The sequence below is a fragment of the Chloroflexus sp. genome (assembly GCF_056331925.1).
Genome location: NZ_JBWGQH010000003.1, coordinates 151,930 through 167,904 on the forward strand (window position 1 = coordinate 151,930; position 15,975 = coordinate 167,904).

The 15,975-nt window shown below is 55.2% G+C and carries 13 protein-coding genes; 1 reads left to right on the forward strand and 12 read right to left on the reverse strand.

Annotated elements, in window-relative coordinates; genetic code table 11:
- Nucleotides 1-3 precede the first annotated feature (3 nt).
- The 12 genes from AC01ZF_RS02885 to AC01ZF_RS02940 all read right to left on the reverse strand — a co-directional run bounded on the left by AC01ZF_RS02885 (nt 4) and on the right by AC01ZF_RS02940 (nt 14,124).
- A complete protein-coding gene (locus AC01ZF_RS02885) occupies nt 4-1,017 on the reverse strand; it encodes a LacI family DNA-binding transcriptional regulator (protein WP_428112534.1) in 1,014 nt (337 codons plus the stop codon).
- Between the two features lie 781 nt (nt 1,018-1,798).
- On the reverse strand, nt 1,799-2,530 hold the full coding sequence (locus tag AC01ZF_RS02890) for an ABC transporter permease subunit (protein WP_428112536.1): 732 nt from the start codon (nt 2,528-2,530) through the stop codon (nt 1,799-1,801).
- Entirely contained in the window at nt 2,520-3,464 is a 945-nt protein-coding gene (locus tag AC01ZF_RS02895) for an ABC transporter ATP-binding protein (RefSeq protein WP_476575102.1), read from the reverse strand. The genes AC01ZF_RS02890 and AC01ZF_RS02895 overlap by 11 nt, the downstream gene beginning before the upstream one ends.
- A gap of 35 nt (nt 3,465-3,499) precedes the next feature.
- A complete protein-coding gene (locus tag AC01ZF_RS02900) occupies nt 3,500-3,850 on the reverse strand; it encodes a winged helix-turn-helix domain-containing protein (RefSeq protein ID WP_424675515.1) in 351 nt (116 codons plus the stop codon).
- Complete coding sequence (locus tag AC01ZF_RS02905) at nt 3,847-4,434, reverse strand: hypothetical protein (RefSeq protein ID WP_424675514.1); 588 nt, start codon at nt 4,432-4,434, stop codon at nt 3,847-3,849. Before AC01ZF_RS02905 ends, AC01ZF_RS02900 begins: the two co-directional genes overlap by 4 nt.
- Nucleotides 4,435-4,612: 178 nt before the next feature.
- Complete coding sequence (locus AC01ZF_RS02910; RefSeq protein ID WP_424675513.1) at nt 4,613-5,725, reverse strand: zinc ribbon domain-containing protein; 1,113 nt, start codon at nt 5,723-5,725, stop codon at nt 4,613-4,615.
- A 38-nt stretch (nt 5,726-5,763) separates the two neighbouring features.
- The gene (gene hisC / locus AC01ZF_RS02915) at nt 5,764-6,840 is read right to left on the reverse strand and encodes a histidinol-phosphate transaminase (RefSeq protein ID WP_428112538.1); all 1,077 of its coding nucleotides are present in this window, start codon (nt 6,838-6,840) and stop codon (nt 5,764-5,766) included.
- 128 nt (nt 6,841-6,968) lie between these two features.
- Nucleotides 6,969-9,158, reverse strand: a complete 2,190-nt coding sequence (locus tag AC01ZF_RS02920) for an ATP-binding protein (RefSeq protein ID WP_424675510.1) — start codon at nt 9,156-9,158, stop codon at nt 6,969-6,971.
- Nucleotides 9,151-10,098, reverse strand: a complete 948-nt coding sequence (locus tag AC01ZF_RS02925; RefSeq protein ID WP_424675509.1) for an NAD-dependent epimerase/dehydratase family protein — start codon at nt 10,096-10,098, stop codon at nt 9,151-9,153. Before AC01ZF_RS02925 ends, AC01ZF_RS02920 begins: the two co-directional genes overlap by 8 nt.
- A gap of 124 nt (nt 10,099-10,222) precedes the next feature.
- Nucleotides 10,223-11,470: an ABC transporter permease gene (locus AC01ZF_RS02930; RefSeq protein ID WP_424675508.1), complete on the reverse strand. Its 1,248-nt coding sequence runs from the start codon at nt 11,468-11,470 to the stop codon at nt 10,223-10,225.
- A 97-nt stretch (nt 11,471-11,567) separates the two neighbouring features.
- On the reverse strand, nt 11,568-13,394 hold the full coding sequence (locus tag AC01ZF_RS02935; RefSeq protein ID WP_424675507.1) for an efflux RND transporter periplasmic adaptor subunit: 1,827 nt from the start codon (nt 13,392-13,394) through the stop codon (nt 11,568-11,570).
- A 208-nt stretch (nt 13,395-13,602) separates the two neighbouring features.
- A complete protein-coding gene (locus AC01ZF_RS02940) occupies nt 13,603-14,124 on the reverse strand; it encodes a MarR family winged helix-turn-helix transcriptional regulator (protein WP_424675506.1) in 522 nt (173 codons plus the stop codon).
- A gap of 205 nt (nt 14,125-14,329) precedes the next feature.
- On the opposite strand from AC01ZF_RS02940, the gene purB reads away from it, so the two are divergent.
- Entirely contained in the window at nt 14,330-15,727 is a 1,398-nt protein-coding gene (gene purB, locus AC01ZF_RS02945; protein ID WP_428112542.1) for an adenylosuccinate lyase, read from the forward strand.
- The last annotated feature ends 248 nt before the right edge of the window (nt 15,728-15,975 follow it).

Here is a 15,975-nt window from a genome sequence, read left to right on the forward strand (position 1 = left end):
ACATTACCGAACGCAGCTCTCGCGAATCACCAATGTGGTCGGCAATATCACCCGCTCGACGGTGAGGTCGCGGGCTGCGGTAGTGATGCGGTCGAGTAGCAATCGTGCCGCCGTTTGACCAAGTTCGTTGATCGGTTGGCGCACGGTGGTAAGAGTCGGTGTCATCGCTGCCGCTAGTGGAATGTCGTCAAATCCTCCTAAGCCGATGTCGTCAGGTACGCTTAGTCCGGCAGCGCGCAGCGCTTTGAATGCGCCCAGGGCCATCATGTCGCTCGCGGCAAAGACCGCATCAGGTCGTGGTTCTCGTTGCAAGAGGCTCTGCATCGCGCTAAATCCACTTTGCTCGCTGAAGTTACCTTCAACGATGAGTTCGGGCAACAGTGGCAAGCCGGCAGCGTCGAGGGCATCACAGTACCCGGCAAAGCGATCACGCCCGGCCACGATATTCATCGGGCCGGTAATCGTCGCAATCCGGCGATAACCGCACCATAGCAAGTGCTCGATCATTATCCGCGCACCTTGGCGGTTATCTACATCGACGTAGGGAATTGCCGGATGGGTGCTAATCCGGCCAACCGAGACCACCGGAATGCTCTCTTGGGCTAACCATTGACTGAGAAAGTGATCTTCGATGGCTGAGGCCACGATGGCGCCGTCGAGAAAACCTTGCCGGCCAATGTGCCGGTATGGATCGCCGGTTGGGTTGGTAGCCAGTTCCAGCATGATCGAAAATTGCCGTTCGTTGCAGACTTGGGCAATTCCTTCGATCAACAATGGGAAGTAGGGATCGGCGAAGAGGGTATGGATCGGCTGCGGAATAATGATCCCAATCACCTGCGAGCGGCGGCTGGCCAGTGAACGCGCCGGTAGGTTGGGCTGGTAATTGGTTTCGCGGATGGCCTGCCACACCCGTTCGCGTACTGCCGGATTGACGTGCGGATGGTTGTTGATGACCCGTGAGGCGGTCGAGCGTGAGACTCCGGCCCGCCGAGCAATTTCATCGAGTGTGATATGCATAGCCTACTGCCACTGACTGGGAACGCTTCCAACTAAGCCTATAGTACTCGCCCGGGGCGATGGCTGGCTTTTCAAAAAGCGCGAAACACTTGCACAAAACCGTGAAAGCGCTTCCAGAGTTGCGGTTCCGTGGCGTTATGCGAGGTACAAGCAGAACAGGTGGCTAGAAACCTCGTATGCTGCGGATTCGGTCGCGTGGGACAAACAAGCCGGTGCATTGCGTCTAGGGTTTGATCATACGTCCGGCGTGACAGCCGACCGTCTGCCGGTGGATGTGGCCGTAAACGGCAACCGCTGGGTGATCGAAGCAGTAGTGAATGCAGTATTGGAGGACGTATGCCCGAACCGTTGCCCACGTGCCCTCTGGCTATCCTGCTGTATCTGCCGATGCCGGGGATGGTAAGTGGCAATTTATCACAATGGTTGCGCTCGTTTGTTTGACATTGCGCTGAATTTTCTGGCTGCCGCAAGAGGCAAATGACTTAGATGGACCGGCTGCCTCTCGTCAATTGCTGGTGGCCGCGCGGCGTGGGTGTTTCGCAGTATGGGCGTTGTAGCGTGATATGAGCGTCGCCGGTACAACCTAAGGTCGAATCTGAAGCTTTGACCACCGAGTTGTACCGGGTATTGAGCGTGGTAAGTAGCTACCGTATATGCGCGCGTAAGTTGCCCCATACCGGTTGGTGAGGTTTGGTGCATTTCTACGGGAATAGAGTTCAACCCTGCCCATGTGACAATGACAACCGGTAACATCCGTATGCCCGGCTTTTGTGGAAGTGCCTCATTCGGAGACCAGCCGTGTCCGCTGGAAGCGACGCATTGCCGCGCCGATCAGGATGCTGTCGATGACGACCAGTACCACAATCGCCGTCAACACCGTTTGCGTCACATCCCAATTGGCGACACTCTTCAACAGCCGTTCTTGCCATGCTGCCGGCAGCATCTGCAACCCAAACGTAGGCAGGAAGATCAGTAACATCACGGCAATACTAAGCAGTTGCGTGACTTGCTGCACCGTCTTGGCCCGCAACGACACCAATACTCCCGCACCCGCAGCGAGGCCGCCGCTGAGGAGCGAGATGCTGAGCACGGCGAATGCCACATCCGGCGGGTAGAAGATCAAGCTTCCTGGGCTATGCACAAGATTGATCGTGATCAACCCTACCAGCAGACTTATCCACGTCAGTCCGACACCATACGTCAGCGCGGCCAGCAGTTTGCCGAATAAAATGGCCTGATCGGGCAGCCGGCTAGCAAGCAACGTTTCGAGCGTATGCCGTTCGCGCTCGCCAGCAAATGAATCGGCCACGACGGTAATGACCTGAAAGAGCGGTAACCAGGCCCAGTAGATGAGCGTGATCGGCGACTCGATCCACGATCTGCCCATCTGCCATGGCAATAGTATGCCAAAGGTGACGATCATGAAGAGTATACCGATTAGCCCAATCCGTTCGCGAACGTTTGCGATTTCCTTCAGCTCTTTGCGCATGACTGTCCAGATGTCAGTGAGCATACGTTGTCTCCTCTGCCATCAAGGTCAAAAAGACCTCTTCAAGGCTTGGATTGCTGCTGCGGTGTACCTCTTCAATCTGCCCACCGTGTTCGATCACCAGTTTTACCAGTGGAGCCGGATCACTTGAAGCAGCAAGGTCGATCAATAAGCGCGTATCGCTGGCTTCCACCTGCCGCACAATCGGTTGCGACCGAAGCGCTGCTTCGACTGAGGGTATAAAGTTACGCCCAACGATTTCGAGGCGCAACACATTGTGATGTTGGATCTCGGCTAGATTGCCTTGCGCCAGCAGCCGTCCCTGTCGGATAATACCGACCCGGTGACACAGTTTCTCAGCTTCGTCCAGATTGTGCGTCGTGAGGAAGACTGTCACACTTTCACGTTCGGCGAGCGCACGCCGATCATCACGGAACGCAGCAGCAGCAATGGGGTCAAGACCGGCGGTTGGTTCATCGAGGAAGATGAGTTGGGGACGATGCAAGAGGGCGCGTGCAATTGCCAACTTCTGCTTCATCCCACGACTCCACGTCTTCACCAGTTCATAGCGTCGTTCCCATAGTCCCACTTGTACCAGCAATTCGCGGATGCGTTCGTGGCGTTGAGGAGTCGGTATGTGCCAGATCCGCCCGTAATAATCGAGATTGTCGACGGCGCTCAGGCGTTCGTACAGACCAGAGTGTTCGAGGAGTACGCCGGTGCGCATTCGTACCTCAGACGCTTGCTGCGGTACGGCAAAGCCCAAGACCTCAATTTGGCCGGCATCGGGTTGTAATAGACCGAGAAGAAGCCGAATGGTCGTCGTCTTGCCTGATCCATTCGGGCCCAGAAAGCCGAAAATCTCACCTTGCCGGACCTTTAGCGTCAATTGATCGACTGCCCGTATCGCGCCAAAGGTACGGGTCAGGTTGTGCGTGCGAATTGCGACGCTATGCATGATAATCCTCCGATAGGTGGACTGATATTCGGCCGCTACTCTGCCGGAGCGAGACTCAAAGCGGGTGGTACATCGTCGTCGGTGGCCGTTACCAGATGGAGTATATTTTGCCGGTAACGCTGAAACGCTTCCCGTCCGCTGTCAGTCAATGCGCAGAGAGTCAACGGTAACTTGCCGCGATAGGTTTTCTTGATCTGTACGTAGCCGGCCTGTTCAAGCTTGCTCAGATGAACCGACAAATTCCCTTTGCTGAGACCGGTTGTACGCTGCAAAAAGAGAAAGTCAGCCTCCTCAACTGTGTACAGTAGGGTCATGATCATCAGCCGTGCCGGTTCGTGGATGAGTCGGTCTAAGGTGTTCAGTTGCTGCATGTCGAGTTTCTTCATAATGACTCTGTCTGCGTGTATCGAAGATAACGGTAGAGCGTAATACTGCCGGAAACTAGTATCCAGACGCCTACTGTCGTGATCACCAGACTCGTGGCAAGGAAGGGGTCAATTGGCAACCAGTCCATCAGCATGCTGCTGACAGCGATGAACACCGCAAGAACGTAGAAACGCCGCATACCGAGGTAGACGCCGAAATAGCCGATACCGGCAGCTAAGGTCATACCGGTAAGCACCGGTAGCCATGTCGCTACGATCTGGGTTTGAACCCAGGTCGTTAACACAATCCCTGTCCCTATGCCCACCAACCCACCTAATGCCTTCTGCCATAGTTGTGGTTGGCGGTAGGAGACATAGCCGGTGCGCGGATAGGTAATGTGCATTTTGAGGGTATGGAGAAACCGTCGTCCCCACAGCATTGCCGGAATCATCATGCATGGGAGCAGCAGATTGGCCCAGCCGGCAATACCAACCGGCGTAACGAGTGCGATGAGCTGGATGAGACCGGTGAGCAGGAAGATACTGCCGATCAACAATTCCGGGAGGCCGTCAATCAGCCAATAGCGCCGGATACGTTGATCCATGTCGAGATGAGGGAACGTCGCTTTTGTCTCTCTGTAGACTAGTTTATATTGTAAACTACTTGTTAGTATAGAACAACGAACGCCGTTTGTCAAGTTTCTCCGTGACGATCATCGTTAACAAGACAAAACGATCCCCTCCTTGCCCGTTGGGCGAGGAGGGGATCGGCAACCGGTCATCTTATCGCTGACTGATCGTTATCTCTTCAAATCCGACAACCGCCCCACCTTTATCAAAACTGGTGACCGCCAGTGCTACGTTACCATCGGTAAACGTCGGATCGCGCGTCTGATCGATCTGTTTATTATTCACATAGAGCACAATCTTATCGTTGCGTAATTCAACTTTGATGCGGTTACGTTCAGGGTCGATGGCTTGATGCTTGGTCCAGTCGATCAGCGTTGTCCATTGGTTGTTTTGGAGTAGCTCGAGAGCGTAATAGCCATCGTTCGAGACGCTAAACAGGTAGAAGTTGTCTTCGTCTTGGTAATGAAAGATCAGACCTGCGGCAACGTTTGACGTGTTGCGTGGTGTGATGTAGCTCGCTTCAATCGTGACGTTGCGGTATGTCCCATCAATCAGTGACCATACGAGTAGCTCTGGTTGTTTGACCTCAATGACATAGCGGCCCTGTTCGTAAGCATAACGCGAGTCGTTGTCTTCACTCGTGGGCAACGCACTCGACACCGGATTGTCAAAATTGTCTTGGAACAGAATCTGCCCCTCGCCCACCGAACCGCCGGTTCCACTCCCACTGGTTGGCGGACTATTTCCCGCCACAGGTGTGGTGCTGCCGCTTGTTGTGTCTGTCGCAATTGTGGAGAACGCTACCAACGCAAGGACACACACTCCGACAAAGATCAGTAGAAGACACCCAATCCCGCCTACCAGTAACCAAGCTATGCCCCTGTTCGGCTGCGTAGTGGAAACACTTGGGGTAGCAGGTATCTGGAACGGCGGTTGCTGGCTGACCGGTGGGTGGTACGTCGGCGGCGGCATAAAGGGATCAGGTGGGGCGCCGGCACTTTGTACCGGTGGAACAACGGGCGGTGTTGGTGTCGGGATCGATGATGGCTGTGTAGGAGGCAGACTGGTTGGTGGTGCAGTCGGCGGACGACTTGGCGGAAGAACCGTTGTGGGCGGCGTGGCAGGCGGCTGATCGGGTGGGAGTACGACAGTCGGCGGTGCGGCTTTTTCTGGTACACGAGTGCCGCAGTTCGGGCAGAAACGATCGGTTGGTAGGAGTGGATGTCCGCAGTTAGAACACACCTTTGGCTGTTGCGACTCACTCATTATCTTCTCCTTTGCTGCGCGAGCAGTCAACTACAAGCCTAGCTGTCCGATACAGCAGCTTGCAGTGCGGCAATGCAGGCGTCGTTTTCTTCCTCTGTCCCAAATGATATGCGGATCCAGCCCGGCAATCCCCAACCGGTTAAGGGTGTCACCAGTACACCGCGTCGGGCCAGTGTTGCCGCAATTGCCTGATCGTCGTGGACGGCGACAGCGATGAAGTTCGTCTCACCGGGGATGACCGTCAAACCGAGCGCGCGTAAGGCGTTCGTCAACCGGGTGCGGCTCGCATTGGCGTGGGCTAACGAACGAGTGAGATGGTTGGTATCGTCGAGCGCAGCCAGGCCGGCAATCTGGGCCAATGCGTTCACATTGAACACCGGGCGTGCTCGTTCAAGGTAGGCAATCAGATCGGGCGTACCAAACGCATAGCCGAGACGTAACCCGGCCAGGCCGTGAATCTTGGCAAAGGTGCGCAACAGCAGCAGATTATCGCGTCCGTTGCGGATCAAGGGCAGCAGATCGGGAAAGTCAGGGCGGGTGACAAACTCAATGTAGGCTTCATCAACAACCACGAGCACATCATCCGGCACTTGGGCGAGAAACGCTGCCATCTCAGCCGCACCGACGGTCGTGCCGGTCGGGTTGTTAGGATTACAGACGAAGATCAGGCGGGTGCGTGGCGTTATTGCTGCGGCCATCGCCGGTAGATCATGGGTCATCTCACGTAACGGGATTTGGCGGGCAATAGCTCCTTGCGTCTGGATGCGTCGTGCATAGCTGACAAATGAACCCTGCGCCAATACCGCTTCGTCGCCCTCACTCAGCATCGCGTGGCAAATCAACATAATGAGTTCATCAGAGCCGTTACCCAACATCACATGTTCGGGCGACAAGTCGTTACGTGTTGCCAGGGCATAGCGCAGAGCGGCACCGCCGGCATCGGGATAGCGGTGAATTTCATTGATAGCGGCTTGTACTGCTGCGACCGCGCGTGGTGATGGACCCAATGGGTTTTCGTTGGCTGCCATGCGGATCGGTGGTGGACCGTCGGCAGCAAGGCGCGGCGGGGGGGCCGGTGGTAACGCGGCGAGAAACGGCTTTTTGTGGATCGGCACAGGTGATTCTCCCCGTTCTGTACAGTCGGCTTCGGTATGATCGTAGTTCTGTTAAAAAACGCAGTTAACAACTCTAAAATTGCAATCTGCAACCCTGTTCTGTGCGCTCCGCTTTACTCGCTAAGGTTTTACCCTTGCGGCCGCTCAATCGGTAAGAGCACCATAAACGTACTTCCCTGCCCTTCATGGCTCTCGATCCAAATCTGCCCACCATGCAACTGCACAATCTCCCGACTAAGATACAACCCTAGTCCCAGCCCTTCACCGCGCCGACCCGGCGACCGATAATAGCGTTGGAAGACTCGTTCTTGCTCACTCGCCGGAATGCCCGGTCCCTGATCGCTCACACTGATCAGCGCCGCTGGAGCATTGTTCGCGGGTAACGAGGCACTGCGGACACGCACACTGACCACGCTACCGGCTGGGCTGTACTTAATTGCATTGTTCAGGAGATTAGTCAACACTTGTCGGATGCGCATTGCATCACACGAGATCCACAATTCTGGCGCCTCAGTCTCGAGCAACAATTCTCGGTTGTTGGCGCTTGGTCGTTGCTGATCGATGACTTGCTGCGCAAGCGTCACGAGGTTCACCGTCTGATATTGCAGATCGAATTGACCGGCATCTAGACGAGAGACATCGAGCAAATTGTCAACCAGTCGTAACATATGGGACACTTGCTGAGTCAGAATCGTCAAGCCGTGAAGATCACGGGCATCGCCTTCGCGTTGCTGTTCACGCCGTAGCAACAGATCGGCGTAACTCCGAACGGCCGCCAGCGGACTACGGAGTTCGTGGGCAGCCACGGCCAGAAATTCGTCTTTGGCTCGTTGCACCTTCTGGTTAGCCGTAATATCGCGTAACGTGATCACCGCCCCTTCAACTTCACCTTGTTCATTAATGGCAGGTGCACCGGTAAAGCTGAAAAATCGTTCGCTCCCATCGGGTTTCCGCCGCATCAGCCGGTAGTCGTAGAAGGTATCACCGCGCAGCGCGCGCGTAAACGGCAAATCGTCCGGCGTGAGCGGATTGCCGTCGAGATCGCGGAGATCGTATAGTTCAGGGATTGAAGCTAATGGTGTCTCGAAACTCAGCACTGCCTCATCAATCAGTTCTTGCGCTGCTTGATTGGCGAGCGTCAACCGTCCATGCCGATCACAGAGCAAGACCCCTTCAGCAATCGATTCCACCACAGTGTGCAGCTTACGTCGTTCGCGCTGGCTATCTTCGTAAAGGCGCACGTTCGCGATGGCAAAACCAACCTGATTACAGATCGGCATCAGCATATCCTTATCGAGCGAACGGTTGAGATTGACTTCGCCAAACAGGGCCAGCACTCCGGTAACCGTACCACCCGCCAAGAGTGGTAAATAGGCGGCCTCTACCATACCGGCTGCGAGCAACGCCTCTTCGCCGCGCTCACTCAACAGCGGACGGAACGCTGGTTGTCCATAACGTACCACCTCGGCGCACGGACTAGTATCGACCGGCACTTGATCGAAACTGCTCAAGACCGCTCGATCAAGGTTACGCCACGCACTAAGCTGGAGGCGCTCTTGGGCCGGATCGAAAATCAAGAGTGCGCCGCTACGAGCCGGAGTGAGTTCGAGCACCACCGTCAGCACACTTTGCACGAGATCGGGCAGGTCGGCAGCCGTACTAATCGAAGTCACCACCGCATCGAACGCCTTGAGCCGCCGGTTGCTCCGTCGAATCTCATCGTACAACTGGGCATTGCGAATCGCTGCGGCCACAATGCTGCCGATCATATCGAGATCGTTCGACTCGAGATCGTTCGACTCAACATCGAGCGCTTTCGCATCGCTACCGATCAATTCCAAGACCCCAACCAGCATGTGACCGGCACGCAATGGCGTCGCAGTAACGGTCAGACTCCGCGGCAACAGGTCGCTCATTGCCTGAAAGATAACCTGCACGTATGGTGGCGCCAATCCTTGTAATTCACGATAGCCATGCTCGCCATGTTGCTGGACGATAGTCTCCCGCTGCCACGCCAAACCGGCCACCCCTTCACCCGGTCGCAGTTTGATCTTTAGCCACTGCTCAGCCAAGACAGCCGGCATGGTTAAACCTGCTTGGGCGACCGGTTGTAAACTACTTGCACTCACCAACCAGAGAATGGCTGCTCGTATCTCTGGCAGTACTTCGATGAAACTATACGTCAATGCTGGAAACAGCCGCTCCGGCTCTTGTAATGCCAGCCATGTCGCGCTTGCTCGCATCCAACGTTTTATCCGTTCGGCAGGGATGACATGGATATTCACACCAAGGCTCAGTTCACGCTGTGGTTCAGTCATTCCGTTTGTACTCCAGGGACCAAGCAACGGCGCGCCGGATGCCTTCGGCCAAAGGTACTTGCGGGTCGTACCCCAGTAACTCGCGCGCCCGCCCGATGTCGGCAACGTAATAACTCACTTCGCCGACCCGTTTGGTTGGTTGGACGATAATGTCAGGATGACGGCCTAAAGCAACGCCGATCAGTTCGGCGGCCCGGATCAGCGTATTCCCCTCACCGTAGGCCAAATTAATCGTGCGGTTGACCACCTCACCATGGATTAAACGAACAATTCCCCGCATAATTCCATCAATGCAATCGTCGATGTAGGTAAAATCGAGCACTTTATCACCACCATAGACGGTTACCGGTTCACCCCGTCTGATACGGTGAATAAACAGTGGAATAACCCGCTCCATGCGCGATAGATCATTGTCATAGCGACCGTAGACGTTTGAGAAGCGAAAAATGATGTAGCGCAGCCCATAGCAACGGGCATACGCATAGATCAACGCCTCACCGGCTATTTTCGAGGCCGAGTACGGGCTTTCAGTGAAGCTAAAATCGGCCCGCGTCTCTTCGGTGATGTAACGGTGAATATCACCGTAAACCTCACGCGATGAGGCAAAGATGAGCGGTAGATCGTGGGTGCGACAATATTCGAGGACGTTATACGTGATATTGATATTTTCCAGGGCGCGGTACGGTTCGTTGACCAAATCATGCACTTTAGCGTTGGCGGCGAGATGGACAACCAAATCGGATGGGGGGTATGGTGCTCCGCCAATACCGGACCGAAAATCACGCTGTGGTATTGAGAGATCTTGTAATAGGGTGGGGATGCGATCAGTCCATGGGTTCACACGCCTGTCAATTCCAAACACCTGATGACCGGCCTCGAGCAAGCGTAGGCCGAGATTAGTGCCGATCATGCCTGATGAGCCGGTAATGAGGATATGCATGCTCGCAGTATTGGTGGTGCAACACGGATACTAGCGCGTAGATAACGACCGAATGCGCACCACATTACCTAGTCTTATGAACTATACGGCCATTATCTACGCCACCAGTATAGCATGTGCGTCACTACTCGTACCGCAACGCTGCAATCGGATCAAGCCGCGCTGCCCGATCCGCCGGGTAGAGGCCGAAGAAGATACCGACGGCGATTGAGGTGAGTGTTGCAAGCAGAATGGCGTTGAGGCTGACTTCGGCGCGGGCATTGGGTGAAAAATTGGCGAGAAGAGCCGTACCGATAGCCGAGACTATATAACCAAGCCCAATGCCGAGCAGCCCACCCAGGAGACTGAGCACCGTTGCCTCCACGAGAAATTGTAAGCGGATGTCGTTGCGCCGTGCGCCAACCGCTTTGCGTAACCCGATTTCACGGGTGCGCTCGGTGACGCTCACCAACATAATGTTCATGATCCCGATCCCCCCCACCACCAACGAGATCGCGGCAATTGCGCCGAGAAAGATGGTAATGGCGCCGGTGATCGTGGCAAATGAACTGACCAGATCTTGTTGGGTGATGATCGTGAAATTGTTGTCCTGGTACGTTAGACCGTTGCGTTGACGGAGAACCGCCGTCACTTGATCGATCAGAGGATCGATGCTGTTCTCATTGCGAGCTTGAAGATAAACGACCGATACCTCAACGCGGCGGGTAGTATTTTGGCCGGGTGGGAAGAGGCGTTCTTGGGCGGTCGTAATCGGGACAAAAATCTGATCGTCTTCATTCGAGGCAAAACTACCACCGCGCTCGGCCATCACCCCGATGACTTGAAAGCCGATCCCGTTGATGCGAATCCGTTTCCCAAGCGGGTCTTCACCGTTGGGAAAGAGTCTTTGGGCAACCCGATGACCGAGGACCGCTTCCCGTGATCGTAGCTCGACCGCCCGTGTGTCGAAGAAAATACCTTGCGCTACTTGCGCATTACGGACTTGGGGATAGGTCGGGCTTACCCCGGCAATCAGAGCGTTGTAGCTCAGGCCACCGTAAGTTGTTAACGCTCGTCGGCTGTATTCAGCGCAAACGGCGGCAACTGCCGGTACGTTGAGTGGATCGGCAATCGCTGCCACGTCCTCGTTCGTTAGGCGTGGCGGGACGCGACGGTCGTTTTCGGGATCATTGGTGCCAGGAAACAGGAAAACTAGGTTACTTCCCAGCCCTTGTAGCTCACTGGTGACGAGTGTTTGAATTGCACCGCCCAACGCGAGCAGCGCAATAACTGCACCAACCCCGATGATGATGCCGAGCATCGTCAAAATGGACCGCAGCTTGTTCGCCAACAAACTGTTCAGCGCGATCCGAATTGCTTCAAGGATGTTCATAATACTTGCTTTCCACCCTATACACTTCTTCGCGCCCTTTGCGGCTTCGCGTTCCTGTTCTTGCGGTCTCCCAGTGGTTCCCTGACAGAGAGGTTCATTAGCGATTCCGCACCCCCGGCGGTGGTCCTCCACTAAAGAAATTAAAGCGGGCATCGATGCCGGGTACATAGATACAACTATTTTCATCGAGATTCCCAGAAGTGACCTCGATAATCTGCTCGTTGCTGAGGCCAAGCTGCACAGCAATTGCTTGCGTAACCGGTTGCAACGGCCGTTGAGCAATATCGACCGCACACAGCCCCGGATCAGCAGTCACATCGACGAAGAATTGACCGCGTTCTGCACGGATCGCGCGTCGCGGCACAACCAATGCCTCACTCTTCTCCGCTACAATAATATCGGCACTGGCCGACATACCCGGTCGCACTGCCGCCGGTGGATCGTTGGTCACGATGCGGACGGTATATGCTGTCACTCCCGATTGAACGGTTGAGAGTGGATTAATCCGCGCCACCGTTCCCTGCAACTCAAGATTGGGGAGGGCGTCGAGGGTCAAGATCACCTGTTGACCGACCGCGATCTGCGCGACATCAATCTCATCAACCGTCACATCGACGTAGTAGCCGCTCAGATCGGCCAAGACAATAGCCGGGCGTGCGGCGTTATACAGTTCACCGACTTCAAGATTTACTTCGGCAACCACCCCGTTGATCGGTGCTACCAGGGTAGCGCGTTCCAGGGCCAATTGGGCTTGGGCCAGACTGGCCCGCGCGTTGGCAACTTGAGCTTCAGCACTTGCCAGATCGGCATCGCTCGGTGGTGCTTTGACCCGTTGCAAATTGGCTTGAGCACTCGCTACAGCCGCTTGGGCGGCAGCCAAACTGCCTGCCCGTTGATCACCGAGTAACTTGTTCAGATTCGCTTCAGCTTGTGCCGACTGAGCACGTGCTGCCGCAATTTGATCGGGATCGGCCCCGGCCAGCACCCGATCAAGGTTAGCCTGCGCACTGCGCACCTGTGCCTCGGCTTGAGCGATACCGGTGATCTCGGCTTGCTTTGCCTGCTCGTAGGCGACCTGCGCTTGACGCATTTGCTCCTCAGCATTTTGCACAGCACGTAGCGCTGCTGCCTCGTTATCCAGCGCCGATTGGGGCAACGATTGCCCGAACCGCGCCAATTGTTGTTCGCGTTCGCGATTTTCGTTGTAGATGCGGCTATACTCCGCTTGTCGGTCGCGGAGTGTATTAGCGGCCTGAAATAACTGTGATTCGGCGCGCGTCTTGGCCGCCGACAACGAATCGCGTTGTGATTGCAATGCGGCGATCGCTTGATCGACTTGCGCTTGGGCCTGGATGACCTCACTGGCTTTTGGTCCACCCAGGAGCCGTTCAAGGTTTGCCCTGGCCTGTTCAACTTGGGCGCGCGCAGCGGCCAAATCTTGTTCGGTAACATTCCCCATCGTCTGCCGAAGCTGCGCTTGCACCTGGGCCAATTGGGCCTCGGCGGCAGCGATATCGGCTTCGGTCGGGCCGGCACGTAGCCGGTCGAGGTTGGCTTGCGCCTGCGCTAGTTGGGCAGCCGATTGCTCAACCCGTAATTCCAGATCGCGGGTGTCGAGCCGTGCTAACGGCTGGCCGGCACTGACAGTATCGCCAATCTTGACCAGCACCTCGCTGATCAGGCCACTGCTGGTAAATGTCAAATCAAGTACTTGTTGTGGCTGGATGGTACCGCTTGCGTTGACAACGGCACTAATCGGGCCTCGCTGTGGGCGGGTGAGTGCATAGTTCAGTCGTGGGTTGGTCGACGATGGATTGCGGTTAAACCAAAAAAAGCCGGCGACCAATCCGCTGATGACAAGCAGGATACCAATGCCCCAACCAAGACGGTTTGGCCGGCGACGTGGACGTAACGATTCACTCATAGAACCCTCCTCTCTGACGCACTCTTGAGTGAGTGGATGCGTTTGATAAGCAAGGCGTCAATATGACGATATGATACTTCAAATAGTTTCACCGGCAAACCATTATCAACGATGATCTGCACAGCCGGTGCTAGCCACAAGGGATGGTTGTGGGGTTCCACATGGTGTGTCTCAAATCACTACGTTGGAGCCATAGCGCCGGCGTTGCCTAGGCATCGCGGCTGATTGAAGATATGTCGATCTGACCGTTGGTATGCCGGGTGAGTTCACGCTCGCCGATTAACTCATTAATTCCGTCGAGCAGAAGTTGGAGGAGTTGTTCGAGATGATGTAACTGTTCAATACTAAAGCGCAACAGAATACGTTCCATATCGGCACGACGCGCAGCTTCGACGAGTGCTAGCCGTTGTTCGCCTTGCCGTGTCAACATCACTTGCACGACCCGCCGATCTTCAACATCACGCACACGCCCAACGAGATGTTCGGCAATCAGGCGATCCACGATGCCGGTGAGCGTTCCCGCCGATTGTTGTGTGATCTCGGCTAGATCACTCATACGGCAGACCCCTGCTTCCCGAATAGCAAAGAGCGTTACCATCTGCGGTAATGTGAGATTGATCTCAGGCCGGCTGAGGGTTTGCAATAACTGCTTCTGGCTCTGCCACGTGATTTGGCGAACGATGTCATCAATTGCACCGGTATAATGAGTGCGCGGATCGTGTTCGTGCATACGCTGCCTTGTTGGAAAAAGATTGTTGAGATATGAATTATTCGTTCAACAAATATTTAGAATTCTTATTACCATCGTACCCGATTCAGCATGGAATGTCAATGACTTGCACAGAAGATATCCCGTTTTTTTGCGTGCCGCAATCGGTGGGTAGCTTTTGTGGTACGCTGCGTAGCGGTGATGTAAGCATACGGTGGAGGCTTTCATGACGAACGATATGGCTCGCTTGGCTGCGCTCGGCCCGCTCGATGGCCGTTACCGTCCTGATGTGGCGGCACTGGCCGGCTTTTTTAGCGAGGCAGCACTCTTTCGGTATCGGGTCCGGGTCGAGGTTGAGTATCTTATTTTTTTGTCGCGTGCTCGCGGGATCAGTTTTGTGCCCCCGTTGGCCCTCTCACAACAGGCTGCCCTGCGTGCGTTGTATCGTCAGTTCGGCGACGATGATGCGTTAGCGATTGCCGAATGGGACCGGCGAGTAAATCACGATGTCAAGGCGGTTGAGTATTGGTTGCGCGAGCGTCTAACAGCACTTGGTCTAACATCGCATCTGGAAGCGATCCATTTCGCAATTACCTCCGAAGATGTCAATAATTTAGCCTACGCGCTGATGGTCAAGGAGGCGCGTGAGTTGGTGATGTTGCCCGCGCTTGAGGCGATTCTCGAACGGTTACGCCAATTGGCCGATGAAGAAGCAGCGACGCCAATGCTGGCGCGTACCCATGGGCAGCCCGCCACCCCAACCACGTTCGGCAAAGAGATGAATGTGTTTTATATGCGGTTACGACGGGCGCTCGCCGATCTGATGGCTATTCGAATCACCGGTAAGTTGAACGGTGCCAGTGGTGTCTTTGCTGCCCATCACGCGGCCTTGCCGCAAGTTGACTGGTTGAAGTTTTCACGGGCCTTTGTTCGCTCGCTCGAACTTGAGCCGATCTTGCTGACCACCCAGATTGAGCCACACGATACCCTGGCCGCCCTGTGTGATGCGTTCAAGCGGATTGGTGCTATTCTGACCGACCTGAGCCAAGATTGCTGGCGTTATATCAGTGATGGCTATCTGGTGCAGGCGACCTATGCCGGTGAAGTTGGTTCTTCCACTATGCCGCACAAGGTGAACCCAATTGACTTTGAAAATGCTGAGGGTAATCTCGCCGTCGCCGGTGCATTGCTCGAGCTGTTTAGCCGTAAGTTGCCGGTGTCGCGCTTGCAACGCGATTTGTCCGATAGTACCGTCTTGCGTAACCTTGGGTTGGCCTTCGGCTACTGTCTCCTTGCCTATCAACGGTTGCTGCGTGGTCTCACGAAGGTAGCAGTAGACCGATCGCGGCTACGTCGCGATCTCGAAGCTCATCCTGAAGTGTTGGCCGAAGCGATCCAGACTATTCTCCGCCGTGAAGGGTTTGCGCAACCCTATGAGTTGCTGAAAGATTTTACGCGCGGACGAGCACTAACCGCCGAAGAATTGGCTCGCTTTATCACGAGCTTGCCGGTGAGCGATGCTGTGCGTGCTGAGTTGCAGGCGCTCTCCCCAGCCGCGTATATCGGGCTGGCCGTGAAGCTTGCCCAACTTCGCGATGAGGCGACGGTCGGTAACTGGGGGTAGTTCTCCCATCGGTGCGGGTTGGTGATATGTAGATGTGGAGGTGAACCGTTGTTCACCTCTACGCTCATACTCCTCCGGTGCCAGATAATTCCATTGTGCTGAGGGTTTCGTCCGAACGCTATGCTCGGTTGTATTCCGATGTGTGCAGAATTTTGTATTTGCAATCTATTGACAAAGAGTGTACACTAGGAACATACATTGTGCCGGTTTGCACAGCATTATCTGATGGTGTCCTGATAAAGTATCTG

Coding starts and splice junctions, on each gene's coding strand:
- AC01ZF_RS02910 (WP_424675513.1), bottom strand. CDS start 5,725: ATGAGTGAGTCGCAACAGCCAAAGGTGTGTTCTAACTGCGGACATCCA.
- AC01ZF_RS02930 (WP_424675508.1), bottom strand. CDS start 11,470: ATGAACATCCTTGAAGCAATTCGGATCGCGCTGAACAGTTTGTTGGCG.
- AC01ZF_RS02940 (WP_424675506.1), bottom strand. CDS start 14,124: ATGCACGAACACGATCCGCGCACTCATTATACCGGTGCAATTGATGAC.
- AC01ZF_RS02885 (WP_428112534.1), bottom strand. CDS start 1,017: ATGCATATCACACTCGATGAAATTGCTCGGCGGGCCGGAGTCTCACGC.
- AC01ZF_RS02925 (WP_424675509.1), bottom strand. CDS start 10,098: ATGCATATCCTCATTACCGGCTCATCAGGCATGATCGGCACTAATCTC.
- AC01ZF_RS02895 (WP_476575102.1), bottom strand. CDS start 3,464: ATGCATAGCGTCGCAATTCGCACGCACAACCTGACCCGTACCTTTGGC.
- AC01ZF_RS02920 (WP_424675510.1), bottom strand. CDS start 9,158: ATGACTGAACCACAGCGTGAACTGAGCCTTGGTGTGAATATCCATGTC.
- AC01ZF_RS02905 (WP_424675514.1), bottom strand. CDS start 4,434: ATGGATCAACGTATCCGGCGCTATTGGCTGATTGACGGCCTCCCGGAA.
- AC01ZF_RS02935 (WP_424675507.1), bottom strand. CDS start 13,394: ATGAGTGAATCGTTACGTCCACGTCGCCGGCCAAACCGTCTTGGTTGG.
- AC01ZF_RS02900 (WP_424675515.1), bottom strand. CDS start 3,850: ATGAAGAAACTCGACATGCAGCAACTGAACACCTTAGACCGACTCATC.
- purB (WP_428112542.1), top strand. CDS start 14,330: ATGACGAACGATATGGCTCGCTTGGCTGCGCTCGGCCCGCTCGATGGC.
- AC01ZF_RS02890 (WP_428112536.1), bottom strand. CDS start 2,530: ATGCTCACTGACATCTGGACAGTCATGCGCAAAGAGCTGAAGGAAATC.